Below are 25,103 nucleotides of genomic sequence, written 5' to 3' on the forward strand. Positions count from 1 at the left end.
TTAACGGGAGCTGTTCTATGGATAAGGTTTTTGTCGCGCAGCGGGTCGCCAACAAGCTGTTCGCGACCGAAGACAAGCTGGACGCCGCTCTCGCGGAGGCCGCTGAACTGATGAGCGAAATGATCGCCGCTCGTAACGAGCTGAACTTCTCGCGCTCCGTCGGCGACGAGGCGGTCACCAAGCTTCTCGACGCCATGAAGGCGATGGGCGAAGCCCGCAGCACCATGGTGGCGATGCACGCGGACCTCTACGAGGCCAAGCTGCGCCTGGGCATCCGCACCAAGATGGGCGGCGAGATCACCATCACCCAGGCTCGCGCCGAGCAGGAGCCCACCGTCGCGGTTCGCGAAGTCGGCTAACGGCTAAGGTTGCAAGACTTTAACTAGGTTTGCGCCTCTAATGAGAGTTAGAGGCGCAAACTATGTATCTTCTCACGCTCGCAACGTTGCTTGTGGCCGCCTTCACGTGGTGGAGAGGCGGGCCTGCGGAGAAAATCTGCGGCGCGGCCAACGCGATCGTGGCTGCACTCTACATCGTGTGCCAGGCGGCCATGCCCAAGTGGGCGGGGCTGCAGGTCGTGCTCCTGTTGATCGACTGCGGGCTTGCAGTGGTGTTCCTCGCGCTGGCCGTCCGCTACGCCAGCCTCTTCCTCGGCGCGGCGATGATCCTCCAGGCGGCGCAGTTCTCACTTCACGCCTACTATATGGTCGCCACGCGCCACATGGACGCGGGCTATATGCTGGCCAATAACGTCATCAGCTGGCTGGTGCTGGCCTGCATCCTCGTCGCGACGCAGGTCTACTGGTCCAAGCGCAGGTCCACGGCTGGGCGCGCACGCCCGGCCTGAGGCGGCGGTTTCGCACCTGCAGCAACAATTCACTTGCCCTTAAGGCGGATTCGGGTTCTCTCCGCCCCGGGCCACGCCCTCCCAACGGGGCGCTGCCCATCTGCAAGGATGGGAGACATCGCAGTGACGACCACGCCGAAGCCGGCCATGCGCCCGGCTCGACCCGAATTCTCTTCCGGCCCGTGCGCCAAGCGCCCCGGATGGACCCCCGAAAACCTCAGAGCCGCCGTGCTCGGCCGGTCCCACCGGTCCAAGCTCGGCAAGGCGCGTCTGAAGGAAGCCATCGACCGCACCCGGCAGGTGCTCGAGGTTCCTGACGACTACCTGATCGGGATCGTGCCGGGCTCCGACACCGGCGCGGTCGAGATGGCCATGTGGTCGATGCTGGGCCCGCGCCCCGTGCAGCTGCTGGCCTTCGAAAGCTTCGGCAAGGACTGGGTCACCGACGTCACCAAGCAACTGAAGCTGCCCGCCGAGGTGCTGGAGGCGCCCTACGGCCAGCTGCCCGACCTCTCCAAGGTGCGCCCCGACGCCGACCTGGTGTTCACCTGGAATGGCACCACCTCGGGCGTGCGCGTGCCGAACGCCGACTTCATCTCGGCCGACCGCGAAGGCGTCGTCATCTGCGACGCCACCAGCGCCGCCTTCGCCCAGGACCTGGACTGGGCCAAGCTCGATGTCGTCACCTTCTCCTGGCAGAAGGCGCTCGGCGGCGAGGCCGCGCACGGGATCCTAATCCTCGGCCCCCGCGCCGTCGCCCGGCTGGAGAGCTACGCGCCGGCCTGGCCGCTGCCGAAGCTGTTCCGCATGACCAAGGGCGGCAAGCTCAACGCCGAGATCTTCGAGGGCTCGACCATCAACACCCCGTCGATGCTGGCGGTGGAGGATGCGGTCGATGCGCTGAAGTGGGCCGCCTCGATCGGCGGCCTGCCGGAGATGAAGCGCCGGGCCGACGCCAACCTGGCCGCCCTGGCCGCCTGGGTGCAGCGCACCCCCTGGGCCGCCTTCCTGGCCGAGGATCCGGCGACGATCTCCAACACCTCGGTGTGCCTGAAGATCATCGACCCCCGCGTCTCCGGCCTCTCCGACGCCGCCCAGCAGGACTTCATCAAGAAGCTCGCCGGCGCGCTGGAGAAGGAGGCCGTGGCCTACGACATCGCGGGCTACCGCGACGCCCCGGCCGGCCTTCGCATCTGGTGCGGGGCGACCGTCGAAGTCTCCGACGTCGAGGCGCTGACGCCCTGGCTCGACTGGGCCTTCGAGACCGCCGTCGCCGACCTTCAGGCCGCCTGAGCGCGCCCGCGCTTCAGGCCCTCTTTCCCTACTCACGCCAGCCCTGCGCCTGAGCGCGCGGGGCGGCCGATCAGCCAAACGGAACCACGCACATGGCGCCTCGCGTCCTCATCGCTGACAAACTCTCCCCCGCCGCCGTCGACATCTTCAAGCAGCGCGGCGTCGAGGCCGACGTGAAGACCGGCCTCTCCAAGGACGAGCTGCTCAAGATCATCGGCGACTACGACGGCCTGGCCGTCCGCTCGGCCACCAAGGCCGACAAGGACGTCATCGCCGCCGCCGCCAAGAAGCTGAAGGTCATCGGCCGGGCCGGCATCGGGGTCGACAACGTCGACATCCCCGCCGCCACCGCCGCCGGCATCGTGGTGATGAACACCCCGTTCGGGAACTCGATCACCACGGCCGAGCACGCGATCGCCATGATGTTCGCCTGCGCCCGCCAGCTGCCCGCCGCCGACCTCTCCACGCAGGCCGGCAAGTGGGAGAAGAACCGGTTCATGGGCGTCGAGCTGTACGGCAAGACGCTGGGCCTGATCGGGGCCGGCAACATCGGCTCGATCGTCGCCGACCGGGCCCTGGGCCTGAAGATGAAGGTCGTCGCCTACGACCCGTTCCTGTCGCCCGAGCGGGCGGTGGAGATGGGCGTCGAGAAGGTCGAGCTCGACCAGCTGCTGGCCCGCGCCGACGTCATCACCCTGCACACCCCGCTGACCGACAAGACCCGCAACATCCTGTCGGCCGAGAACCTGGCCAGGACCAAGAAGGGCGTCCTGATCGTCAACTGCGCCCGCGGCGGCCTGGTGGACGAGGCGGCCCTGCGCAAGCTGCTGGACGAAGGCCACGTGGGCGGCGCGGCCTTCGACGTCTTCGTCGAGGAGCCGGCCAAGGAGAACGTGCTGTTCGGCGCCGAGAACTTCATCGCCACGCCGCACCTGGGCGCCTCCACCGTCGAGGCCCAGGAGAACGTCGCCCTGCAGGTCGCCGAGCAGATGAGCGATTACCTGCTGACCGGCGCGGTCACCAACGCCCTCAACAGCCCCTCGGTCACCGCCGAGGAGGCTCCGCGCCTGAAGCCCTTCGTGGCCCTGGCCGAGAAGCTGGGCGGCTTCGCCGGCCAGATGGTCGACTTCGGCATCAAGGCCATCGACATCGCCTACGAGGGCGAGGTCTCGGCGCTCAACACCAGGCCGCTGACCGCGGCGGCGCTGTCGGGCGTGCTGCGGCCGATGCTGGAGGACGTCAACATGGTCTCGGCGCCGGCGGTGGCCAAGGAGCGCGGGATCACCGTCTCGGAGTCCAAGCAGGACGATTCCCCCGTCTACGAGAGCCTGGTGCGCATCACCATCACCACGGAGAAGGGCAAGCGCTCGTTCGCCGGCAGCCTGCTCGCCGGCGCGCCGCGGGTGGTGGAGGTCAAGGGCATGGACCTCGACGCGCCGTTCGCGCCGACCATGCTCTACGTCAACAACCTCGATAAGCCGGGCTTCATCGGCAACCTCGGGGCCCTGCTGGCCGAAGCGGGCGTCAACATCGCCACCTTCAACCTCGGCCGCGTCGCCGCCGGCGAGGACGCCATCTGCCTCGTGGGCGTCGACCAGGATCCCGACGCGGCCCTGCTCGGCAAGATCCAGGCCCTGCCGCACGTCAAGGAAGCGCGCGCCCTGCGGTTCTAGGGATGAACCCTTCCTCTCCCGCTTTGCGGGAGAGGGGGACCGCCGGTCGAGCGAAGCGAAGAGCCGGTGGTGGAGAGGGGAAACCCCATCCACGGCGCTGCCGCCTGCCCTTTCCACCACCGGCTGTTCAGCCGGCCTTCGCCGGCTTCGGCCGGCGGTCCCCCTTTCCCATGAACGGGAAAGGAAAGGGTTGCTTGACCTCGCCCGCCGCCCGGGGCGCCATCGCCCCATGCCCGAGAAGCACACCCGCATGACGCCCGCCGGCCGGGCGCTCTGGTGGACCGAGCGGCTGTGGACGCTCTCCGCCGGGCTGCCGGTCCGCAAGGTGGCCATCGCCGACATTCCGGAATTCGAGCAGGACTGCTGGTTCGGCGAGAAGCACGCGCCCACCATCCGCCTGGTCGCCGAGCACGCCCGGCGCATCCAGGCCGCGGACCTGGCCTATCCCGTGATCCTTTCGGCGGACGGGCGGCTGATGGACGGCGGCCACCGCCTCTCCAAGGCCTGGCTGCTCGGCCACGCCCACATCGACGCCGTCCAGTTCGAGACCGACCCGGAACCGGACGAAATCTTGCCGGACTAGTCCTCCGCCCCGAAGTCGTCGGGCAGGCGGAAGGTGCGGAGCAGCACCGGCTCGAAGCGGGCCAGCGCCTCGTCGCCCTCCGGATAGCGGTAGGCCATGTGCGCCAGCCCGCCGGGGCGGTTCAGCCACACGCTGACGCGGCGCACGCCGGCGCGGGTGACGGTCATCTCCAGATCGTCGTTGACGCGGGTGTAGCTGCGGTTCTCGTCCTCGTCTGTGTCGGCGGTCTCCCGCTCCACCAGGGCGTCCCAGCCGGCCTCGTCCATGGGGGCGTCCAGCGTCCAGACGAGCTCGGCCCGCCCATCGGCGCTGGCGAAGCGGCCGGGCTGGCCCGCCACCGGCCGCAGGACCGCCGCGGGATAGCCGGCCGCCCAGGGCGCGCCCTCCACCTTAGTCCAGCCCGCCGCCCGCCGGGCCGCCTCCGCCTGGCTCTTCAGCGCCGCCAGGTCGGCCAGCAGCAAGAGCCCGCTCGGCGGCCGCCCCTGCGCCGCCTGCCAGTCGGCGAGGCCGCTCCGCTCGCGCCCGTCCGGCTCCTCGTCGTCGAGGTTGGAGAAGCCGAGGTCGATCCCGGCCCAGGCCAGCTGGTCCGAAAGTTCGTGCGAGCCGATCGCCCCGCGGGGCGCCAGCCGGCCGAGGCCGGGCGCCTCGACGTCGAACGCGGCGAAGGTCACCGCCGAAGGCGCAGGCGCCGGCTCGTCGCTCCAGTGGGGCTTCAGCGCGGCCTGGCCCCTGGCCGCGCCGCCTGCGGCCAGGTCGCCGGTGATGCCGAACTCGCCGGCGCCCAGGCGCACGGAAAGGGCGCACCGCTCCTGCACGCAGGTCCCCTCGATCTCGCCGGACCCGGCGTCGGTGGGATCGAGGCTGGCGAACCAGCCCTCGATGCGGCTCTGGAAGGGCTCCTCGCCCTCGGCGATCAGGGCGTCGATCACGAACCGCCGCGGCGCGCCCTCCGGCGGCGCGGCGACCTCTCCCACCAGCCGCAGCGGCCGGCCCGGCTCCAGTTCCACCTCCGCCTGGGCCGCGCCGGCCCAGGCCGCCGCCGCGATCGCCACCGCCCACTTGCGCATGTCGTCAGCCTCCCCGTCCAAGGCGGAGCTTCCGGCGCGCGGCGGCCGCGGTCAATCAGTCGAGGATCACGTGCGGCACGAAGCGGGAGCGGTCGCGGGTGACGCGGTTGCGGTCTTCGCGGATGCCGATTCCCGCCGCTTCGTCCCCGATCATCCAGGCGCCGACCACCGGGTAGTTGGCCCCGAACCGCGGCGGGGCCTTGAGCGCCTGCCGGATGAAACCTTCGGCGCCGTAGCCCTGGTCGAGCACGTCGGCCCTGCGGCCGCGCTCCACCAGCTCGACGTTGGCGCCCTCGCGGCTGAACAGCGGCTTGCGCACGTAGCTGGCGCCCAGCTCGGCGGCCTTGGGATCGTCGTCGAAGAAGGCCGGCAGCAGGTTGGGATGGTTCGGGTGGCGCTCCCACAGCAGCGGCAGGATGCCCTTGTTGGAGAGCACGCCCTTCCAGGCGGGCTCCAGGAACAGCGTCTCTGTGGTCGGCAGATGGACCGCGTAGGGCTCGCGGAACATCATCTCCCAGGGGTGCAGCTTGAAGAGGGCGAAGATCAGGAAACCGTCCTGGTCCACGAACTGGCCCTCCTGGTTCACCCCGATCTGGTCGATGGCGACGAACTTGGGCTCGATACCCGCCTGGCCCGCGACGTCCTCAAGGTAGCGCACCGTCTGCCGGTCCTCGGCGAAGTCGGCGACGGAGGCGAAATGGACGAAGCCGCCGTCCGGGAAGATGGCAGCGAAGCGGGCCTCGAGCTTTTCGTGGATGGCGTTGAACTGGTCGGTGTTGGCCGGCAGCCGGCCCTCGCCGGTCACATCCTCGAGCCACAGCCACTGGAAGACCGCCGCCTCGTAGATGCTGGTCGGGGTGTCGGCGTTGTACTCGTAGAGCTTGGGCGGGCCCGCGCCGTCGTAGAAGAAGTCGAACCGGCCGTAGAGGCTCGGATCCTTCGCCCGCCAGGAGGCGGCCACCACGTCGCGCATCGGCTCGGGGATGGCGAGCCTCTCCATCAGGCTCTCGCGCTCGACCACCTCGGCGACCAGCTCGAGGCAGAGGCCGTGCAGCTCCTCGGCCGCCTTCTCCAGGTGGTCCTCCACCTGCGCCATCGAGAAGGCGTAGCAGGCGCGCTCGTCCCAGTAGAGGCCCATGTCCGCATGGTGCCAGGTGAAGCCCACGGCCTCGGCCTTGGCCTTCCAGTCGGGCCGGGGGGCGAGCGGGAGGCGTTTCATCCTTTCCTCCCCTGCGAAGCGGGGGAGGGGGACCGCCCGCCGAGCGCAGCGAAGAGCGGGTAGGGGCGGGGGCGAGCCGCGAGCCCGCTCTTCAGCCGGCTCTCGCCGGCCTCGGCGGGCGGTCCCCCTTTCCCATGAATGGGAAAGGAAAGACGGGTGGCGGCCGTCCTCAGCCCTCGCCCCTGCGGCTGGGTTCCTTGGCGAGGTCCTCGATCTGCAGGCGGGGGGCCTCCAGCTGCATGGGCGCGGGCTGCTCCGGCGCCTTCAGGCGGGCGAGGATGTCGTCGGCGCCCACGTGGCCGGGCAGGATGCCGGCTTCCTGCAGCTTGCGGTCGAGGTCGGCGCCGGTGCGGCGGTCCTCGAGCTCGCCGGCGGCGCGGAACTGCTCGTCGCGCACCGCCTGGCGCTCCTTGATGCGCTTGAGGCTGTCGGCCGCCGAACCGAGGGTCGCCCCGGCGCTGCCGGAGCGGGAGACCACTGCGGCCTGCGCCTTCTGGACGCTCTCGTTGACCTTCACCACCTCGATTTCGCGGCGCAGGGCCTCGATCTTGGTGTCGGTGGTGGCGATGATCTGGCGCAGCTTCTCCTCGGCGGTGCGCATCTCGGCGACCTGGGTCGCCTTCTGGGTGGCGTCGCGCTCCAGGTCGGCGATCCGCTGGGCGACTTCGCGGGCGAGCGCCTCGTCGCCCTTGGCGAGCGCGGCGCGGGCCGAGGCCTCGTACTTGCGGGCCTGGTCGGCGAAGTTCTTGGCCTCGGTCTCCAGCATCCGCCGGCGGGCGACCAGCGCGGCCAGGTCGTCGCGCGCCTTGGCCTGGGCCGTGTCGGCGTCGCGGATCTCCTGGTCGAGGATCCTCAGGGCGTTGGCGTCCACCACCGCCATGGCGCCTTCGTGCGCCGTGCCGCGGAACAGCGCCGACAGTTTGCTCCAGATCGACATCGTCTCTGCTCTCCTTAGGCCGCGGACTTCGTTGAGGCGCGGAAGGATTCGCGCAGGTCGCCGGCCGCGTCGATGGCGTTCTCGGCCAGGGTCCGAAGCTCGATGATGATGGTCTGCAGGGTCGTCTTCGCGCTGATCTCGCCGAACAGCTCGTAGTAGTCGCGGCCCTCGATGGTGCTGATGCCGAAGTTGGACAGAGGCACCAGCTTCTGGGCCTTCAGCAGGAAGATGTTGAACTCGGCCTGGTCCTCCTGCTCGTCCACCGGCCACAGGATGGTGGAGAGCACCATCTGCAGGGGCCCCGACGAGACGTAGATCGGCAGGTCCCCATATTCGTGCATCTTGACCAGCAGCACCGGGTCGGCGCCCTCGATCACCTGGGCGGTCAGCTCGCCCTCGCGCAGCAGGTTGCTGCCGTCCAGCGCCGCCTTCAGCGCCGGGATGGTCCACGCCGTGTCGATCACCTGATCCATAGTCGTGACGCCCTTGGGGTTGGGGTTGCGGGACAACTCGGGGCCGCGCGCGGACTCGTAGACAATGGCGCGGACTGCGTTCTGAATGTCGGCCTTGCAGGCGGCCGGCGCCCAGACCTCGATCTTGACCCAGCCGGCCTTCTTGCGGGCCTCGCGCCAGGCGCGGGTTCGTTCGACGGCACGGGCGGGCCTTTCCGACATTGCGTTCGTGGTACGCGTACCATGAACGCTTGACAAGCCCTAGATCGGGACCATGCTGAGGCGGTGCAAGGGGCGTACGTGCGAAACCCTAAGGCGAGGCGCTAGAGCCCAATGTTCGGCAAGCTGTTCGGGGCGGGGAAGAAGCCGGCCGAGCCCGCGCGCGCCATGCCGGTGATCCGCAACGTCACCATCGGCCGCACGGTGATCCTCGATCCGCTGATCTGGCGCCGCCATGGCGAGGACCTGCGTTTCGCGCTCGACCGCGACACGCTGGAGATCACCGCCCAGGGGCTGATCGGCCTCGACGACGGCGCCTTCGTCCACCGCTTCTACACCGACGACCACGTGATGCTGCAGGCGGTCTCCGACGACCGCGAGGGCCAGCTGGCCGACGACTTCACCGTCTTCGTGCCGTGGAAAAGCGATTATCCCTCCGGCTCGCAGGCCAAGCGCGTGTGGGCCGAACGGCTGCGCGGTCCCTACTTCGAGGACGAGGGCCTGCCAATCTACCGCCGCTTCTGGTTCGGGGACGAGGCGGCCGACCAGGCGCCGGTGACCTTCTGGGAAGACGTCTACGACGACCGGGCGGCGACCGCACCCTATTCGCGGATCTTCCAGACCTGCATGCTGTTCGCCCGCGACCTGCCGGGCGAGAGTCGCGAACTTCTGCTGGCGATCACGGTAGAGCCCGAGAAGGGCGACCTGACGCACGACATCATGATCGGCCTGCCCCTCGGGGTGGGCGAATTCAAAGCCTAAAGGGGGGGCGCTCTGATGCTGGACCTGGTGGAGTTCCGGACGGGGGCCGTGGCCTTCGCCCTCGCCTTCGTCGTGGCGGGGCTGTTCACCCTGGCCTTCAAGGTCATCTACCAGCTGGTCACCCCCTACCGGGAGCGGCAGCTGATCCGGGAAGGCAATGTGGCCGCGGCCCTGGCGCTGGCCGGCGCCCTGATCGGCTACGTCCTGCCGCTCGCCTCCGCCCTGTCGCAGACCGTCAGCCTGCCCGAATTCGCCGCCTGGGCGGCGCTGGCCGGGGTCATCCAGATCGTCGCCTTCACCATCGTGCGCCTGGTCGCCCTGCCGGACGTGAAGGCGCGGATCGAGCGGGGCGAGATCTCCACCGCCATCTACCTGATGGCCATCTCCATCGCCGTGGGCGTGCTGAACGCCGCGTCGATGACGTCGTGAGGCGGCGATGAGCAAGCGCTCCAAGACCCTGAAGCTGACCACCATGCTGGCCGGCGCGGCCAGCCTGAACCTGACCGCCTGCGACGGCGCCCCGCCGGCCGCCCAGTGGGACGCCTCGGCCGGCCAGGGCGAGCAGGTGGAGGCCCTGCAGTACGCCTCCCTCGACGCCTGCAAGGCCGCCGACGACGTCCCCGACGAGGAGTGCGAACGCGGCTACCAGGCCGCCCTCGCCGACGACAAGAACGCGCCCAGGTTCACCGACGCCCAGTCCTGCGAGGACGTCTACGGCCAGGGCCAGTGCGTGCCGCGCGGCTACGGCGGCTCGAGCTTCTTCACGCCGCTGCTGGCCGGCTTCGTGATCGGCCAGATGCTGGACGGGAGCGGGCGGCGCTACTACCGCGGGACCGGCCTCTATCGCCGCGACGGCTTCTACGGCGGGGGCGGCTACACGACCGGCTGGGGCGGAGCGCTGGGCCGCGACTACCGCACCGGCCGCACGGTGATCAGCCGCGACGCCCTCGAACCCCCCGCCCGGGTCCGCCAGGCCCCGCCGAAGGTCCAGTCCCGCACCTCGGTGGTCTCCCGCGGCGGCTTCGGCGGCGGCAGCCGAGGGTTTGGGGGGTAGCGACTCCTTCCTCCCCTGCGAAGCGGGGGAGGGGGACCGTCCGCCGAAGCCGGCGAACGCCGGCTGAAGAGCGGGTGGGGGAGGGGGCGAGCCGCCTGCTCCGAGGTTGGAGATGTGCGAATTGGAGCGCGCCGCTGCGCCGCGTCTGGGGCTTGCCCTTTCCACCATGCGCTCTTCAGCCGGCCTGCGCCGGCTTCGGCCCATGGTCCCCCTTTCCCATGAATGGGAAAGGAATGTGGCTGGCTACGGCTCCTTGCGACCGCCGGCGTTCTTCACCAGCACGGCGATGATGATCAGCACGAAGCCGGCCAGGCGGAACAGGTAGGCCGGGCTCTGCTCCTCCTGGGGGATGCCCATCAGCACCGGGATGGCCTGGTTGATGGCGAACATCACGAAGGCGGCGGCGAACACCAGGAACAGCAGGTCGCGCGTGCGGGCCCAGAACTTCAGGAAGAAGATGGCCGCGATCGCGTAGCCGGCGGTCAGCGCCCCGCCCATGAAGGCGACGGTGGAGGGATCGGCTCCGTTCATCGCTCCGTCTCCCAGATGAAGGCGTAGAGCAGGATGGCGATGGCGCCGATCGAGGCCGCCTGTCGGAAGGGCCAAAGGTCGACGCCCGGGAAGACGACCAGGTCGCCCACCAGGAACAGGTTGTTCAGCGCCAGGAAGACGAAGGCGAGCGCGGTCCACAGCAGCAGCTTGGAGCGGGAGGCGAAGAAGGCCCGCAGCAGCAGCCCCGCGCAGAGCGCGCTGGTCGCCAGGCATAGGAAGTAGACGGCCGCCGGCCCGAGGGGTGAGGTCATGGCTTTCTGATCCGGAACGCGTCGGCCAGCGACTGGAGCTTGTCGGGAGGTGATGCGATCACGTTGATGAGGGCCACGGGACGCTCACGGTAGTTGGCCTCCAGCTCGTTCGCCAGCCGGTCGAGCACGCCGGCGGCGGGGGCGTAGCGGCAGCGGCCGTCCTCTTCGCAGGCGGTGAGGCCGGCGCGCTGGAGGGCCTCCAGGTTGTTGGCGATCAGGGGGCCGCTGGCGCGCAGCTCGCGCACCAGTTCGTCGGGCGTCCAGCGCCGCTCCGGATCCCGTTTCAGGAGCAGCAGGAGCTCCAGGGCCCACACCGAGCGGATATGCTCGCGTATGAACGTCAGAAGATCCTGATCGACCGACAATGCGTCTCGCCCCCCACGGCAGCTCGGGAAGCTCGGCAACCTAGTGCCCGAGGCGCAGGCAAGCCACCCGGTGCGGCTCACAAGGATGTGACGACCGTGAAACACGGCGTCGAATGCGGACGTAGGCCTCTCGGCGCGCGGCGGGGGAACCTTGACTCCGGTCCGCAGGTTACTAGAACAAAAATGGAACAAAAGGAGTCCCTTACCCATGCCCGGTTTTCGCGCCAAGGGCCTGGCCGCCCTGCGAGCGAAGATCGCCGCCATCGAGGCGGGCGGGCGGGAGGACTCCGAGTCCCTGCCGTTCGGGGATAGCCGCATCGACGCCCTGTTCCCACGCGGCGGGCTGCCGCTGGGCCGGTGGCACGAGATCGTCTCCGACGGGATGGAGGTGGAGACGGGCGCCTGCGCGGCCGCCTTCACCGCCCTGATGGCCGCCCCGCTCGCCCGCCGGGGCGAGGGGGTGTGGATCGTGCGGCGGGACGACCTCTATGCGCCGGGCCTGGTGGGCCTGGGCTTCCCCGCCGAGCGGCTGATCCAGGTCTGCGCCCGCGACGAGGCCGAGGCCCTGGCGGTGATGGAGGACGCGCTGGCCACGGCCGGCGTTTCCGCCGTCTTCGCCGAGGTGGAGGCGGTCGACCTGGTCGCCGGCCGCCGGCTGCAGCTGGCCTGCGAGAAGCGGGGCGGCGCGGGCTTCGTCATCCGCCGCCGCCCGTTCGGCGGCGACAAGGCGGGCGAGGCGACCGGCTCGGCCGCCGCCACCCGCTGGCGCATCGCCCCCGAGCCCAGCCAGCCCCCGGCCGGCGAGCCGGGGCTGGGCGCGCCGCGGTGGCGCGCCGTGCTGGAGCGCTGCCGCGGCGGGCGCACCGGCGCGTTCGTGTTCGAGGCGGCGGGGGCTTTCACCTTTGATCCTGAGGAGGCTCGGGATGGGACGCATCCTCTGCGCCTGGTCGCCGAACTGGGCGATCGAGAACTGGCGCCGGCGGAACCCCTCCGCCGAAGCGCTTGAGGCGGCAGCGCCCCCTCCACCGGCTTCGCTGGTCCCCCTCCCCCGTCGTCTTCGCGTCGGGGGAGGATCCGATCGCCCAAGCTCCTCCTCCGTCGCGCAGCGAACGGGGGAGGTGGCTCGGCGCGCCAGCGCCGAGACGGAGGGGGCGCAACGTCCCTTCGCCCTGATCGAGACGGTGCGGGGCGTGCGCAAGGTCGCCGCCGTGGACGCGGCGGCGGCGAGGCTCGGCCTCTATCCCGGCCAGAAGGGGACCGACGCCCTGGCGCTGGTTCCCGAGCTCGTGCTCGCCGACGTGGAGCCGGAAGCGGACCAGCGGGCCCTGACCGCGCTGGTGGATTGGTGCGTGCGCTTCTCGCCGGCGGTGGCGGCCGCCCCGCCGGACGGCCTCGTCCTCGACGTGGCGGGGCTGGCCCACCTGTGGGGCGGGGAGGCGGCGCTGGTCGCCGACTTCCAGGGCCGGCTGGCCAGGAACGGCCTTTCCTTCCGCTGCGCCATCGCTGATACGCCCGGCGCGGCCTGGGCGCTGGCCCACTTCGGCAAGGACGGGACCATCGCGCCGCCCGGCGGTCAGGCCGGGCTGCTCGCGCCCCTGCCGCCGGCGGCCCTGCGGCTGGAGCCGGAGGTCGCCGCCCAGCTCGAGCGGCTGGGCCTGAAGCGCCTCGAGCAGATCTTCGCCCTGCCGCGCGCGCCCTTCGCCAAGCGGTTCGGGGCTGAGGCCCTCACCCGGCTCGACCAGGCGCTCGGCCGGGCCGAGGAGGCGCTCGCCTTCCGCCGCCCGCCGACCCCGTGGTTCGCCAGGCTCGCCTTCGCCGAGCCGATCAGCGCGCCGGAGGACCTGGCCCGCGTCGCCTTCGACGTGGCCGAAAAGCTCTGCGCGCGCCTCGAGCGGGAAGGGCAGGGCGCCCGCCGCTTCGAGCTCGCCTTCCACCGGCTGGACGGCCAGGCGGTTCCCCTGCGCATCGGCCTCTCCGTCGCCGGGCGGGACGCGGGGCGCATCGCCCGGCTGTTCGCGCCCAAGCTGGAGACGGTGGACCCCGGCTTCGGGATCGAGGTCGTCACCCTCGCCGCCGAGGGCGTGGAGGCCATGACCGCCCGCCAGGCGCGGCTCGATTCCGCCCGCGACGCCGAGGACGGCCTCGCCCCGCTGATCGACCGGCTCGCCAACCGCCTGGGCGAGGACCGGGTCTGGAAGGCCGTCCCGGTGGAGAGCCACGTCCCTGAGCTCGCCGTCGGCCGCGCCGAGCCGCTGGCTCAGCCGCCCGAGGCGGCCCCCTGGGACCCCGAGCGGCCCAGGCCCGTGCGCCTCTTCCGCCGGCCCGAGCCGATCGAGGCCATGGCCCCGATCCCCGACGATCCGCCCGTCCAGTTCCGCTGGCGCGGCCGCCTGCGCCGGGTCCGCCGGGCCGAGGGCCCCGAGCGCATCGGCGAGGAATGGTGGAAGCGCCCCATCGAGGAGGCCGCCCCCTCCCGCGTACGCGACTACTACCGCGTCGAGGACGAGGACGGCGCCCGCTACTGGCTCTTCCGCGCCGGCCTCTACGAACCCGGCCAGCCGGCCAAATGGTGGCTGCATGGGCTGTTTGGTTGACTTCAGACCTCTCCCCCCGCCCCGCGGGGGGAGAGGGTTGGGTGAGGGGGGCCTCTCCCCCGGCTCGGCGCCGCCCCGTCTCGCCGGCTGCGCCGGCTCGCCCCTCACCCTACCCTCTCCCCGCAAGCGGGGAGAGGTCGAGGGCGCCCCATGACCCGCTACGCCGAGCTCCAGACGACCACCAACTTCTCCTTCCTGAAGGGCGCCTCGCACCCGGGAGAGCTGGTGGCGACGGCCGAGGGGCTGGGGATGGCCGCCATCGGCATCTGCGACCGCAACACCCTGGCGGGCGTGGTCCGCGCCTGGGCCGAGGCCAAGGACCGGAACATCCGAGCGCTGACCGGCTGCCGGCTGGAGTTCGCCGACGGGACGCCCAGCCTGATCTGCTACCCCTCGGACCGGGAGGCCTACGGGCGGCTCACCAAGCTGCTCACCCTCGGCCAGCTGCGCTCGAAGAAGGGCGAGTGCCGGCTCACCTACGCCGACTTCGCCGCCCACGGGGAGGGGCAGCTGCTGCTCGTCGTCCCGCCCGCGCGGCTGGACGAGGCCTTCGAGCGCGACCTCGAAAGGATCGCCGGCGACTTCCGGCGCAACGTCTGGCTCGCCGCCGCGCGGCCCTATGGCGCGCGCGACCTGGTGCGCCTCTCGCGCCTTTCCGAGCTGGCGCGGGGCGCGGGCGCGCCGATGGTCGCCACCAACGACGTGCTCTACCACCGGCCCGACCGACGGCCGCTGCAGGACGTGCTGACCTGCATCGCCGAGAAGACCACCATCCAGGAGGCGGGGCTCAGGCTCCAGGCCAACGCCGAGCGGCACCTGAAGTCGCCGGCCGAGATGGCCCGCCTGTTCGCCCGCTTCCCCGACGCGGTGGAGCGCAGCCTGGAGGTCGTCGAGCGGGTGGGGTTCGACCTCTCCCAGCTGCGCTACGAATACCCGGACGAGCCGGTGCCGCCGGGCAAGACGGCGATCCAGCACCTCACCGACCTGGCCTGGGAGGGCGCGAAGTGGCGCTACCCGAACGGCGTGCCGGAGAAGGTGAAGGGGCTCATCCGCCACGAGCTCCAGCTGATCGAGAAGCTCGACTACCCCAACTACTTCCTGACCGTGCACGACATCGTCCGCTGGGCCCGCGACCAGGGCATCCTCTGCCAGGGCCGCGGCTCGGCGGCCAACTCCTCGGTCTGCTACTGCCTGGGCGTCACTGCGGCCGATCCCACCAAGCCGGACCAGGACCTGCTGTTCTCCCGTTTCATCTCCGAGGAGCGCAACGAGCCGCCGGACATCGACGTCGACTTCGAGCACGAGCGGCGCGAGGAGGTGATGCAGTACGTCTTCGCCCGCTACGGCCGGCATCGCGCCGCCATCGCCGCGACGGTGATCCACTACCGGCCGCGGATGGCCATCCGCCAGGTCGGCAAGGCCCTGGGCCTGACCGAGGACATCACCGCGGCCATGGCCAACACCGTCTGGGGCAGCTGGGGCCACGAGCTGCCCGAGGGCCACGTGCGGCAGGCCGGCTTCGATCCCGACAACCCGGAGATCCGCCGGGCCGTGGCCCTGGCCTCCGAGCTGATCGGCTTTCCGCGGCACCTGTCGCAGCACGTCGGCGGCTTCGTGCTGACCAAGCGGCGGCTGGACGAGACCGTGCCGATCGGCAACGCGGCCATGCCCGACCGCACCTTCATCGAGTGGGACAAGGACGACATCGACGAGCTCGGCCTGATGAAGGTCGACGTGCTGGCGCTCGGCATGCTGTCGGCGCTGAGGAAGAGCCTGGACTTCATCCGGGGCGACCATGGCCGCAGCGAGATCCGCGACCTGGCCGACATCCCGCAGGAGGTCCCGGAGGTCTACGACATGCTCTCCCACGCCGACTCCGTCGGCGTCTTCCAGGTGGAGAGCCGGGCGCAGATGTCGATGCTGCCCCGCCTGAGACCAAAGCGGTTCTACGACCTGGTCATCGAGGTGGCGATCGTCCGCCCCGGGCCTATCCAGGGGGATATGGTCCACCCCTACCTGCGCCGCCGCGAGGGCAAGGACCCGGTGGACTTCCCCGCGCCCGCGCCGGAGCACGGGCCGCCCGACGAGCTGGAACAGGTGCTCGGCAAGACCCTGGGCGTGCCGCTGTTCCAGGAGCAGGCCATGCGGCTGGCCATCGAGGCGGCCAAGTTCACCGACGCCGAGGCCAACGGCCTTAGGCGGGCCATGGCCACCTTCCGCCACTACGGCAGCGTCGGGGTCTACGGGCAGAAGTTCGTCGAGGGGATGGTCTCGCGCGGCTACGACCCGGAGTTCGCCCAGCGCTGCTTCAAGCAGATCGAGGGCTTCGGCTCCTACGGCTTTCCGGAGAGCCACGCGATCAGCTTCGCCCTCTTGGTCTACGCCTCGTCCTGGATCAAGTGGGCCTATCCGGACGCCTTCTGCGCGGCGCTGATCAACTCCCAGCCGATGGGCTTCTACCAGCCGGCCCAGCTGGTCCGCGACGCGCGCGAGCACGGCGTGGAGGTCCGCGCCCCATGCATCCTGGCGAGCGACTGGGACTGCACCCTGGAGGAGGCGGCGGAGGTGAAGGACGAGCCGCCGCATCCACGCGGCCGCACCGGGCCCCTGAAGGCCGTGCGCCTGGGCTTTCGGCAGATCCGCGGCCTGAAGGAAGAGGAGGTCCGCCGGCTGGTCGAGGCCAGGACCGCCGGCGCGCGCACCATTCCCGACCTGGCCCGCCGCGGCCGGCTCTCGCGGCGGACGCTGGAGCTCTTGGCCGAGGCGGACGTCTTCCGCAGCCTCGGGCTCTCCCGGCGCGACGCCCTGTGGGCGGTGAAGGGCCTGGCCGGCGAGGCCAAGGTCGAGACCGACGCGCCGCTGCTGGCGCGCATGGGGGTCTCCGAGGCGGGCGTCACCCTCCCCGACATGGCCCTGCCGCAGCATGTGGCCGAGGACTACCGGACCCTCAGCCTCTCCCTGAAGGCCCACCCGGTGACCTTCTTCCGCGAGCAGCTGGCGAAAGCGGGGGCCGTGCCCTGCTCCAGGCTCACGGAACTGACGAACGGCCGGCGCGTCGCCGTCGGCGGGCTGGTGCTGATCCGCCAGCGCCCCGGCACCGCCAAGGGCGTCACCTTCCTGACCCTCGAGGACGAGACCGGCCCGGCCAACATCGTCGTCTGGAAGGATGTCTTCGAGCGGCACCGCAAGCTCGTCATGACCTCCTCCTTCATCATCGTCCGCGGCAAGCTGCAGCGCGAAGGCGAGGTCATCCACCTCGTCGCCGACCAGTTCGTCGATCTCTCCAGCGCCCTCTCCCAGCTGCGCGACGACGAGACGACGCCGCGGGTCCGCTCCAAGGTCGACGGCGGCCTGATCCGCAGCCGGGACTTTCACTGACCCTTTCCTCTCCCATTCATGGGAGAGGGGGACCGCCCGCCGAAGAGCGGGTGGTGGAGAGGGCAAGCCACAGTTCCGTGGATGCGGCTCGCCCCCTCCACCACTCGCTCTTCGCTTCGCTCGGCGAGCGGTCCCCCTCCCCCGCTTCGCAGGGGAGGAAGGACCGCTTGCGCAGGCTCGTCCGCCTCGGCAAAGCTCCACCGCAGAACACGGGGAGCGGAAGACCATGCGGCGCGCCATCGCCTTCATCGCCGGAATCGCGGCGCTGACCCTCGGGAGCGCGGCCTGCGCCGAGGCGCCGATCGTGCGGGTCGAGAGCGGCGAGCTCGTCGGCGAGGCGACGACGCGAGCCAACATCTTCCGCAACGTGCCCTACGCCGCCCCGCCGGTCGGCCCGCTGCGCTGGGCCCCGCCGCAGCGGGCCATCGCCTGGGAGGGGCGGCGGGACGCGACCAAGAACGGCCCCTCCTGTCCGCAGCGGATGAACGCCAACGGAACGCCCAACGGCGGCGGCGCCAACGGGCCCACGTCCGAGGACTGCCTGCAGCTGAACGTCTTTGCGCCCCTGAAGGCGAAGAAGGCGCCGGTGATGGTGTGGATCCACGGCGGGGCGCACACGGCCGGGGCGGGATGGGTCTACGACGGCCAGAACTTCGCCCGCGACGGGGTGGTGGTGGTGAGCATCAATTACCGGCTGGGGCCGCTCGGCTATTTCGCCCACCCGGCCCTGACCAGGGCGGCCGGGGCCGGCGAGCCGCTGGGCTCCTACGGCCTCATGGACCAGATCGCGGCCCTGGAGTGGGTGAAGCGCAACATCGCCGCGTTCGGCGGCGATCCGGGCAACGTCACCGTCTTCGGCGAGTCGGCCGGCGGCATGAGCATCCTGCACCTGCTGGCCACGCCCAAGGCGAAGGGCCTGTTCCACAAGGCCATCGTCCAGTCGGGCGGCGGCTGGTTCGAGCCCGACGGGCTCGCGACGAAGGAGAAGGAAGGCGCGGCGGTCGCCGAGAAGCTCGGCCTTCCAGGGGCCTCGGCCAGCGCCGAGCAGCTGCGCGCCGCGCCCGCCGACGAGCTGATCGCCAAGGGCGGCGGCGGTTACGGCCCCTTCCCGGACGGGCGGCTCGTGAAGGAGACCCCGACCCAGGCCTTGGCGGCCGGCCGCGAGATCGACGTGCCGCTGATCATCGGCTGGAACAGCGGCGAGGACTCGCTGATGGGCCCGCGCCCGCCCGATCCCGCCGCCGCGGCGGCCCGTTTCCCGGCGGCGGGGAGCCCAGCCTACGCCGACGAAGCGGCGCAGGGCGGCGAGCGCCTGCCGCGGGCGGCCTTCACCGATGCGGTGTTCGGCGCGCCGGCCCGCTGGGTCGCGGCGCAGGCGGCGGACGGGCGGCCCGCCTGGCTCTACCACTTCTCCTACGTCGGCGGCCGGTTCCGCCCGGCGATGACCACCGCCGCCCACGCCGCCGAGATCCAGTACGTGTTCGAGTACTGGGGCCGCCGCACCCCGGAGTCGGCGATCACGGACGAGGATCGGGCCATGGCGAAGCTGATGCATGGCTGCTGGGTGGCCTTCGCCAAGACGGGCGCGCCGACCTGCGACGTCGCCTGGCCGAAATACCAGCCGGGCAAGGACCAGCTGGTGGAGTTCGGGGACCAGAGCGGCGTCCGCACGGGCTTCCGCGACCCGAAGTTCGACGCCCAGGAGGCGGCCCTGCTGCCGACCTTGGCCCTGCCCACGAACTGATTCGCCTACGCCCGCGTTTCCGGACTCTGGAAGTCGCGGAGACGTCTCATGGCCACCCGTCCGACCTGGCAGGGCTACCTGCGCCTGTCGCTGGTCAGCTGCCCGGTCGCGCTCTACACCGCCACCTCGCGCAGCGGCGACGTCAGCTTCAACATGCTGCACAAGCAGACGCACAACCGCATCCGGATGATCCCCACCGATCCGGAGACGGGGCCCGTGGACCGCAGCGACATCGTCAAAGGCTACGAGGTCGAGAAGGGCCGCTACGTCGTCATCACCGACGAGGAGATCAAGAACGTGCGCCTGTCCACCACGCGCACGCTCGACATCGAGCGGTTCGTGGACGAGGACGAGATCGACCGCCTCTACTGGAACGATCCCTACTTCCTGGTCCCGGACGGGGAGATGGCCGTCGAGGCCTTCACCGTCATCCGTGAGGCGATGGAGAACTCCGGCAAGATCGCGCTCGGGCGCCTGGTCATGCACCAGCGCGAGCGGCTGATGGCGCTCGAGCCGCGCGACCTCGGGATCCTGGCCTACAGCCTGCGCTCGAACCGCGAGGTGAAGAACCCGGCCGAGGTGTTCGACAACATCCCCGACGTGAAGCCCGACAAGGCGATGGTCGAGATCGCCACCCAGATCATCAAGCAGCAGGAGGGCCCGTTCGATCCGTCCAAGTTCAACGACCGCTACGAGGACGCGCTCAGGGCCCTGATCAAGGAAAAGGAGAAGGGCCACACCGTCGGCAAGCCCGAGCAGCCCAAGGAGGCCGAGGTCATCGACCTGATGGAGGCCCTGCGCCGCAGCCTCGGCCAGACGGGCGGCAAGGCGCCTGCGAAGAAGCCGGCGGCCTCCACCTCGCGCAAGGCCGCCGCCGAGAAGGCCGCCGAGCCGCCGAAGATCGCCGCCTCGAAGGCCAAGCCGGCGGCCAAGAAGGCCCCGGCGAAGAAGCCTGCCGCGAAGAAGCCGCCGGCGCGCAAGAGCGCTTGAATCAAGAAGACCTCTCCCCCCGCTCGGCGGGGGGAGAGGGTTGGGTGAGGGGGGCGTTTCGAACAAGTGGAGCCGTTCGGCATGGTCCGCCGCCGCGGCCTCCCTCACCCAACCCTCTCCCTCCGCGTGGCGGAGGGAGAGGTCACTTGAGCTTCTTGATCGCGTCGGTCAGCGGCCGTTCGGCGTCGCACCAACCTTCCCAGCCGGTGGTCTTCTTCAAGAGCTTCGGCGCCGTGCGGATGGTGTACTTCTTCGGGTCGAGGCCGGGCTTCACCTGGCTCCAGGGGATGGGGAAGGACACCGTCGCCCCTTCGCGGCCGCGGGGCGAGAGCGGGGCGACGGCCGTCGACATGCGGTCGTTGCGCAGATAGTCCAGGAAGATCCGGCCTCCCCTGAGCTTCTTGCTCATGTTGACGAGGTATTTGTCCGGGGCGTCGGCGGCGACCACCTGGCAGACCTTCTGGGCGAAGGCCTTGGCCGTGGGCCAGTCCATCTTGGCGCGGGTCTTGGCGAGCGGGGTGACCACGTGCAGGCCCTTGCCGCCGGTGGTCTTGCAGAAGGTCTCGAGGCCCAGGCTCTCCAGCCGGCCCTTGATGTCGTGGGCCGCCTCGATCACCCGGGTGAAGGGCACGTCCGGCCCCGGGTCGAGGTCGAACACCAGCCGGCCGGGGACTTCGGGCGCGAACGGCTGGCAGTTCCAGGGGTGGTATTCGACCGCGGCGACCTGGGCTAGCGCGATCAGCGCCTCGATGCGGTCCACCTGCAGGTAGGGCTTGTGGTCGCCGAACACCTTGACCTCGGAGAGCAGGGCCGAGGCGCCCTTGTGGGCGTGGCGCTGGAAGAACTGCTCGCCGCCGATGCCTTCGGGCGCCCGGATGATCGAGCAGGGCCGGCCCTTGATGTGCTCCATCATCCACGGCCCGACCTCTTCCAGGTAGCGGGCGAGGTCCAGCTTGGTGACCGGCGCATCGTCCCCGGCTGCGCTCGGCCAGAGCGGCTTGTCCGGGTTGGAGATCACGATGCCCATGACGGGGCCAGGCGCCGCCTTGGCCTTCGGCGCGGCCTTGCCCTTGGGGCTGGCGGCGGGCTCCGGCTGGGCCAGCTCCACCTCCTCCACCGGGGCGGGGATCTCGGCCTCCACCTCGTCGGCGGGCTTGTCGGCGCGCAGGCCCTTGAAGGCGGCCTGGCGGACCTTGCCCTCCCCGGTGAAGCCGGCGAACTCGATCTCGGCGACCAGCTCGGGCCGGGCCCAGTGGACGTTGGGCTCCTTCTTCGGCGCGCCGGGGCCCGAGAAGTGGCTCTTGTCGGTCTCCAGGGGCGCGAGCTTGGGCAGCACCGCCTTCACCTTGGCGGCGCCGAAGCCGGTCCCGACCCGGCCGATGTAGACGAAACGGCCCTCCTTGTGGGCGCCGACCAGCAGCGAGCGCAGCTGGCCCTTCTCGCCGGTCCAGCCACCGATCACCACCTCGTGGCCGCCGCGGCACTTGGACTTCAGCCAGGTGTCGGAGCGGCCGGAGCGGTAGGGCGCGTCGAGCCGCTTGGAGACGATCCCCTCCAGGTTCATCCGGCAGGCGCTCTGCAGCACCGCATCGCCGCCGGTCTCGAAGTGGTCGACGTAGCGGATGCGCGCCTTCAGCCTGGCCTCGGCCGCTTCGACGACCGGCCGCAGCCGGGCCTTGCGTTCGCGCAGGGGCAGATCGCGCAGGTCCTCGCCCTCCAGGAACAGGGCGTCGAAGACGAAGAACACCAGGTCCTGCGTCTTGCCCGACGACAGCGCCGCCTGCAGGGCGGGGAAATCGGGGGAGCCGTGCTGGTCCAGCGCCACCGCCTCCCCGTCGTAGAGGCCGTCGGGCAGGGCCGCGCCGACCGCGGCGATCTCCTTGAACTTGGGGGTCCAGTCGAGGCCCGAGCGGGTCTTCAGCGCGGCCTTCTTGTTCTCCACGCGCAGCTGCAGCCGATAGCCGTCGAACTTGATCTCGTGGGCCCAGCCGGCGCCCGGCGGCGGCCGGTCCACGGACCTGGCCAGCTGCGGCGGCACGAAGCCCGGCAGGGCGGCGGCCTTCAGCTTCGGCGGCGGGGGGGCGGCCAGCGCGGCGGCCTTCGGCCGGGCCTCGGGCACGTCGGCGCGGTTGGATTGCCAGACGTCGTCGGCCGGCCGCGCCTTTTTGCCCGAAAGCATGAAGGGCTTGGGCCCCTTGCCCTTGCCGGCGGCGATCTGGTCCATGGTCCGGCCGGAGGCGACGGAGGTCGTCTCGCGCTCGGTGATCTGGCCCTCCTCGCCTTCGACGGCGAACTCGTCGCGGTGCTTGATCAGCAGCCAGTTGTTCCTGGCGTTCCGGCCGCCTTCGCGGTCGGCCTTCATCCGCACCAGCACGAAGCCGCCCTTCAGCCGCTCGCCGTCCAGCACGATCTTGAAGTCGCCCTTGGCGAGGGCGGCGTGCGGGTTGGTCCCCGGCTCCGGCGCCCAGTAGCCGCGGTCCCACAGCATCACCGAGCCGCCGCCGTACTGGCCCTTGGGGATGGTGCCCTCGAAGTCGCCGTAGTCGAGCGGGTGGTCCTCGACCTCCACGGCCAGGCGCCGGTCGTGCGGGTCGAGCGAGGGGCCCTTGGTCACCGCCCAGGATTTGAAGACGCCGTCGAGCTCGAGGCGGAAGTCGTAGTGGAGGCGGCTGGCCGCATGCTTCTGGATGACGAACCGCAGCCGGTTCGAGGGGGCGACGCCCACGTCTCCCGACGGCTCGGCGGTCTTGGTGAAGTCGCGCATCGCGCGGTACTTGGCGAGCTTCGGCGACGCCATCCGGCCCCTCTCCAAACGGCGCGGTGCGCGCCTAGCTGGCGAGCGCGGTCCGTCTCACCTCCAGGCCTTCGAGGGCGTGGACGAAGCTGTCCCGCCAGGCGGTGACGTCCTCACGGCTCACGTTCTCGTAAAGAGCGCGCCAGCGGCGGATTCGCTCCGGAAGCTCCATCGCCATCGCCCGCATCAGCGCCTCGGAGATCTCCTCGGGGCTGTTGGGGTTGATCAGCAGGGCCTCCTTCATCTGGTTCGCCGCGCCGGCGAACCGGGAGAGGATCAGCACGCCCGGGTTCTCCGGGTTCTGCGCGGCCACGAATTCCTTGGCCACAAGGTTCATCCCGTCGCGCAGCGGGGTCACCAGCCCGACCCGCGCGGCGCGGTAGAGGCCGGCCAGCTCGTCGCGGCGGTAGTTGCGGTTGACGTAGCGGATCGGATTCCAGTCGAGGTCGGCGTACTCGCCGTTGATCCGTCCGGAGAGCGCGTCGAGGCGGGCGCGGATCTCCTGGTAGGCTTCCACCCCCTCGCGGCTGACCGGCGCCACCTGCAGGAACAGCACCTCGCGGCGCAGCTCGGGGTGGTCGGCCAGGAACCGCTCGAAGCCGAGGAACCGCTCCTCCAGTCCCTTGGAGTAGTCCAGCCTGTCGACGCCGACGACCAGGCTGCGGAACACCGTGTGCGCGGCCATGATGTCGTGCGTCCGCCGCGCCCGCGGCGAGCGCTGGAGGTCGGCGAACTCGGCGGCGTCGATGCCGATCGGGAAGGCCCCGACCTGCATCGTCCGGCCGAAGGCGCGCAGCCGCCCGCCCGGCAGCCGCTCGCCGCCGGCCTCGGCGACGACGTATTCCTCGAACGCCTGCAGATACTCCTCGGTCTGGAAGCCGACGAGGTCGTAGTCGAACAGCGACTGCACCAGCTGGCGGTGGCGGGGCAGGGTGGCGACCAACTGGTGGGCGGGCCAGGGCACGTGCAGGAAGAAGCCGATGCGGTTCTTCACGTCGAGCCGCCGCAGCTCCCGCCCCAGCGGGATCAGGTGGTAGTCGTGCACCCAGATGAGGTCGTCCGGCTCGACCAGCGGCCGCAGGGTCTCGGCGAACCGGCAGTTGACCCGCTCGTAGCCCTCGCCGAAGGCGCGGTCGTAGGCCGCCAGGTCGATGCGATAGTGGCAGAGCGGCCAGAGCGTCTTGTTGGCGAAGCCGTTGTAGTACTCCTGGTAGTCGGCTTCCTCGAGGTCGACGGTGGCGACCGTCACCCCCTCGGCCTTCTGCATCTGGATTTGGCCGGTGAACTCCGGCGTGGTCTTGCCGCTCCAGCCGAACCAGATGCCCGAGTACTCGCGCAGCGCCGCGGCCAGCGCCATGGCCAGGCCCCCGACGCTCTCCTCGCCCTTGGCGGCGGGCGGCGTGACGCGGTTGGAGACGACGATCAGGCGGCTCATCGCGCGGCCTCCAGCCAGGCGAGCACGGCGTTGACGTCGGCCATCCGCCAGCGGGCGGCGGTCGGCCGGGCCGGGCCGACCAGCACGCCGAAGCCGCCCAGGGTGGCGGCGGCGCGGAAGGCCGGCTCGTCGGTCAGGTCGTCGCCGACGAACACCGGAATGGACCCGCTGAACGGCGGCCCGGCCATGAACTGGCGCAGGGAATCGCCCTTGCTGGGGCCGGGCGTGCGCAGCTCGACCACCATATGCCCCGGCTGCAGCAGCAGGCCGGTGCGGCCGGCCAGAGCCTGGGCCAGCTCCAGCGCCTGCTCGGCGAAGCCGGGCGCCAGCCGGTAGTGCAGGGCCACGCTATGCCCCTTGTCCTCGACGATCAGGCCGGAGTCCCGCTGGGCGAATTCGCGGAACGCCTCGTGGGCCGTCCCCAGTCCGGGATGCGGCGTGCGGTCTAGGATCTCGCCCTCGCCCGTGCGGCGGATCAGGCCGTGCACCGAGGCGACGGCCTTCACCCGCTGCTCCAGGATGCGGTCCACGTCGGCCAGGGTGCGGCCGCTCAGCACGGCCAGGCGGCCCTCCAGGCCCGCGTTCAGCCGCTCGATCAGCCGCGTGACCCTCGGGTTCGGCTTCACGTCCTGCGGCCGCGAGGCGATCGGCGCCAGGGTGCCGTCCAGGTCCAGGAACAGCGCCGTGCGCTCGAGCGACAGCGCCGCCGGCGGTCGATTTGCGGTGATCGTGTCGTGATCGTTCATGCCTACGGTCGCCCCTCCGGCATCCCTAACGCATCAAGGTCGCGGCCGATCCATAGTCAAGGTTGGCGGGCGTGAACTTCGCAGCCGCATTTGGCGTTGGCTCGCCACGTGCTAGCAGGCCCGCGGCGCCCGCGGCGCTTCCGATCAA

General features: G+C 70.9%; 23 protein-coding genes. 13 read left to right on the forward strand and 10 right to left on the reverse strand.

The window, feature by feature from the left end:
- The first annotated feature begins 17 nt into the window (after positions 1-17).
- The 5 genes from ACFSC0_RS09715 (at position 18) to ACFSC0_RS09735 (ending at position 4,396) form a co-directional block, all read left to right on the forward strand.
- Positions 18-359: a hypothetical protein gene (locus ACFSC0_RS09715; RefSeq protein ID WP_377283139.1), complete on the forward strand. Its 342-nt coding sequence runs from the start codon at positions 18-20 to the stop codon at positions 357-359.
- 158 nt (positions 360-517) lie between these two features.
- The gene (locus tag ACFSC0_RS09720; protein ID WP_377283138.1) at positions 518-847 is read left to right on the forward strand and encodes a hypothetical protein; all 330 of its coding nucleotides are present in this window, start codon (positions 518-520) and stop codon (positions 845-847) included.
- 108 nt (positions 848-955) lie between these two features.
- Positions 956-2,140, forward strand: a complete 1,185-nt coding sequence (locus ACFSC0_RS09725) for a phosphoserine transaminase (protein WP_377283137.1) — start codon at positions 956-958, stop codon at positions 2,138-2,140.
- A 92-nt stretch (positions 2,141-2,232) separates the two neighbouring features.
- Positions 2,233-3,813: a phosphoglycerate dehydrogenase gene (serA, locus tag ACFSC0_RS09730; protein WP_377283136.1), complete on the forward strand. Its 1,581-nt coding sequence runs from the start codon at positions 2,233-2,235 to the stop codon at positions 3,811-3,813.
- A gap of 229 nt (positions 3,814-4,042) precedes the next feature.
- Positions 4,043-4,396 (forward strand): hypothetical protein, encoded by a 354-nt coding sequence (locus tag ACFSC0_RS09735; protein WP_377283135.1) that lies wholly within the window; start codon positions 4,043-4,045, stop codon positions 4,394-4,396.
- On the opposite strand, the gene ACFSC0_RS09740 is transcribed toward ACFSC0_RS09735, so the two are convergent.
- The 4 genes from ACFSC0_RS09740 to ACFSC0_RS09755 all read right to left on the reverse strand — a co-directional run bounded on the left by ACFSC0_RS09740 (position 4,393) and on the right by ACFSC0_RS09755 (position 8,293).
- Complete coding sequence (locus ACFSC0_RS09740; protein WP_377283134.1) at positions 4,393-5,463, reverse strand: hypothetical protein; 1,071 nt, start codon at positions 5,461-5,463, stop codon at positions 4,393-4,395. The two genes, ACFSC0_RS09735 and ACFSC0_RS09740, sit on opposite strands and share 4 nt — an antisense overlap.
- Positions 5,464-5,518: 55 nt before the next feature.
- Positions 5,519-6,682 carry a glutathionylspermidine synthase family protein gene (locus tag ACFSC0_RS09745; protein WP_377283133.1) on the reverse strand — a complete coding sequence of 388 codons (1,164 nt, stop codon included), beginning with the start codon at positions 6,680-6,682 and terminating at the stop codon, positions 5,519-5,521.
- A 169-nt stretch (positions 6,683-6,851) separates the two neighbouring features.
- Positions 6,852-7,619: a PspA/IM30 family protein gene (locus ACFSC0_RS09750; RefSeq protein ID WP_377283132.1), complete on the reverse strand. Its 768-nt coding sequence runs from the start codon at positions 7,617-7,619 to the stop codon at positions 6,852-6,854.
- A gap of 14 nt (positions 7,620-7,633) precedes the next feature.
- The gene (locus ACFSC0_RS09755; protein ID WP_377283131.1) at positions 7,634-8,293 is read right to left on the reverse strand and encodes a YjfI family protein; all 660 of its coding nucleotides are present in this window, start codon (positions 8,291-8,293) and stop codon (positions 7,634-7,636) included.
- Positions 8,294-8,404: 111 nt separating this feature from the next.
- Between ACFSC0_RS09755 and ACFSC0_RS09760 the strand changes: the two genes are divergently transcribed.
- Genes ACFSC0_RS09760 through ACFSC0_RS09770 form a run of 3 tightly spaced genes read left to right on the forward strand, consistent with a single transcriptional unit; the run spans position 8,405 to position 10,106 of the window.
- Positions 8,405-9,052 carry a DUF2491 family protein gene (locus ACFSC0_RS09760; protein WP_377283130.1) on the forward strand — a complete coding sequence of 216 codons (648 nt, stop codon included), beginning with the start codon at positions 8,405-8,407 and terminating at the stop codon, positions 9,050-9,052.
- Between the two features lie 15 nt (positions 9,053-9,067).
- Positions 9,068-9,481: a DUF350 domain-containing protein gene (locus tag ACFSC0_RS09765; protein ID WP_377283129.1), complete on the forward strand. Its 414-nt coding sequence runs from the start codon at positions 9,068-9,070 to the stop codon at positions 9,479-9,481.
- A gap of 7 nt (positions 9,482-9,488) precedes the next feature.
- Positions 9,489-10,106, forward strand: a complete 618-nt coding sequence (locus ACFSC0_RS09770; protein ID WP_377283128.1) for a DUF1190 domain-containing protein — start codon at positions 9,489-9,491, stop codon at positions 10,104-10,106.
- A 243-nt stretch (positions 10,107-10,349) separates the two neighbouring features.
- On the opposite strand, the gene ACFSC0_RS09775 is transcribed toward ACFSC0_RS09770, so the two are convergent.
- Genes ACFSC0_RS09775 through ACFSC0_RS09785 form a run of 3 tightly spaced genes read right to left on the reverse strand, consistent with a single transcriptional unit; the run spans position 10,350 to position 11,274 of the window.
- A complete protein-coding gene (locus ACFSC0_RS09775) occupies positions 10,350-10,637 on the reverse strand; it encodes a DUF5985 family protein (protein ID WP_377283127.1) in 288 nt (95 codons plus the stop codon).
- Positions 10,634-10,909, reverse strand: coding sequence for a DUF5985 family protein (locus tag ACFSC0_RS09780; RefSeq protein WP_377283126.1), 276 nt, complete (start codon positions 10,907-10,909; stop codon positions 10,634-10,636). The genes ACFSC0_RS09775 and ACFSC0_RS09780 overlap by 4 nt, the downstream gene beginning before the upstream one ends.
- Positions 10,906-11,274, reverse strand: coding sequence for a hypothetical protein (locus tag ACFSC0_RS09785; RefSeq protein ID WP_377283125.1), 369 nt, complete (start codon positions 11,272-11,274; stop codon positions 10,906-10,908). Before ACFSC0_RS09785 ends, ACFSC0_RS09780 begins: the two co-directional genes overlap by 4 nt.
- Positions 11,275-11,482: 208 nt before the next feature.
- Between ACFSC0_RS09785 and ACFSC0_RS09790 the strand changes: the two genes are divergently transcribed.
- The 5 genes from ACFSC0_RS09790 (at position 11,483) to ku (ending at position 19,980) form a co-directional block, all read left to right on the forward strand.
- Complete coding sequence (locus ACFSC0_RS09790) at positions 11,483-12,280, forward strand: ImuA family protein (protein WP_377283124.1); 798 nt, start codon at positions 11,483-11,485, stop codon at positions 12,278-12,280.
- Positions 12,198-13,868 (forward strand): Y-family DNA polymerase, encoded by a 1,671-nt coding sequence (locus ACFSC0_RS09795; protein WP_377355138.1) that lies wholly within the window; start codon positions 12,198-12,200, stop codon positions 13,866-13,868. The genes ACFSC0_RS09790 and ACFSC0_RS09795 overlap by 83 nt, the downstream gene beginning before the upstream one ends.
- Before the next feature lie 150 nt (positions 13,869-14,018).
- Positions 14,019-17,246, forward strand: a complete 3,228-nt coding sequence (locus tag ACFSC0_RS09800) for an error-prone DNA polymerase (protein ID WP_377283122.1) — start codon at positions 14,019-14,021, stop codon at positions 17,244-17,246.
- A 226-nt stretch (positions 17,247-17,472) separates the two neighbouring features.
- Positions 17,473-18,990, forward strand: coding sequence for a carboxylesterase/lipase family protein (locus ACFSC0_RS09805; protein ID WP_377283121.1), 1,518 nt, complete (start codon positions 17,473-17,475; stop codon positions 18,988-18,990).
- Between the two features lie 48 nt (positions 18,991-19,038).
- The gene (gene ku / locus ACFSC0_RS09810) at positions 19,039-19,980 is read left to right on the forward strand and encodes a non-homologous end joining protein Ku (protein WP_377283120.1); all 942 of its coding nucleotides are present in this window, start codon (positions 19,039-19,041) and stop codon (positions 19,978-19,980) included.
- A gap of 142 nt (positions 19,981-20,122) precedes the next feature.
- Here the strand turns inward: ku and ligD are convergent, their stop codons facing one another.
- From ligD to otsB, 3 genes are read right to left on the reverse strand one after another with little or no spacing between them, the layout of a single operon-like run.
- On the reverse strand, positions 20,123-22,777 hold the full coding sequence (gene ligD, locus ACFSC0_RS09815) for a DNA ligase D (protein WP_377283119.1): 2,655 nt from the start codon (positions 22,775-22,777) through the stop codon (positions 20,123-20,125).
- Positions 22,778-22,808: 31 nt separating this feature from the next.
- A complete protein-coding gene (gene otsA, locus ACFSC0_RS09820; RefSeq protein WP_377283118.1) occupies positions 22,809-24,209 on the reverse strand; it encodes an alpha,alpha-trehalose-phosphate synthase (UDP-forming) in 1,401 nt (466 codons plus the stop codon).
- The gene (otsB, locus tag ACFSC0_RS09825) at positions 24,206-24,955 is read right to left on the reverse strand and encodes a trehalose-phosphatase (protein WP_377283117.1); all 750 of its coding nucleotides are present in this window, start codon (positions 24,953-24,955) and stop codon (positions 24,206-24,208) included. Before otsB ends, otsA begins: the two co-directional genes overlap by 4 nt.
- Positions 24,956-25,103: the final 148 nt, after the last annotated feature.

It is taken from the genome of Phenylobacterium terrae, assembly GCF_042681205.1.
Taxonomy (GTDB): domain Bacteria; phylum Pseudomonadota; class Alphaproteobacteria; order Caulobacterales; family Caulobacteraceae; genus Phenylobacterium; species Phenylobacterium terrae.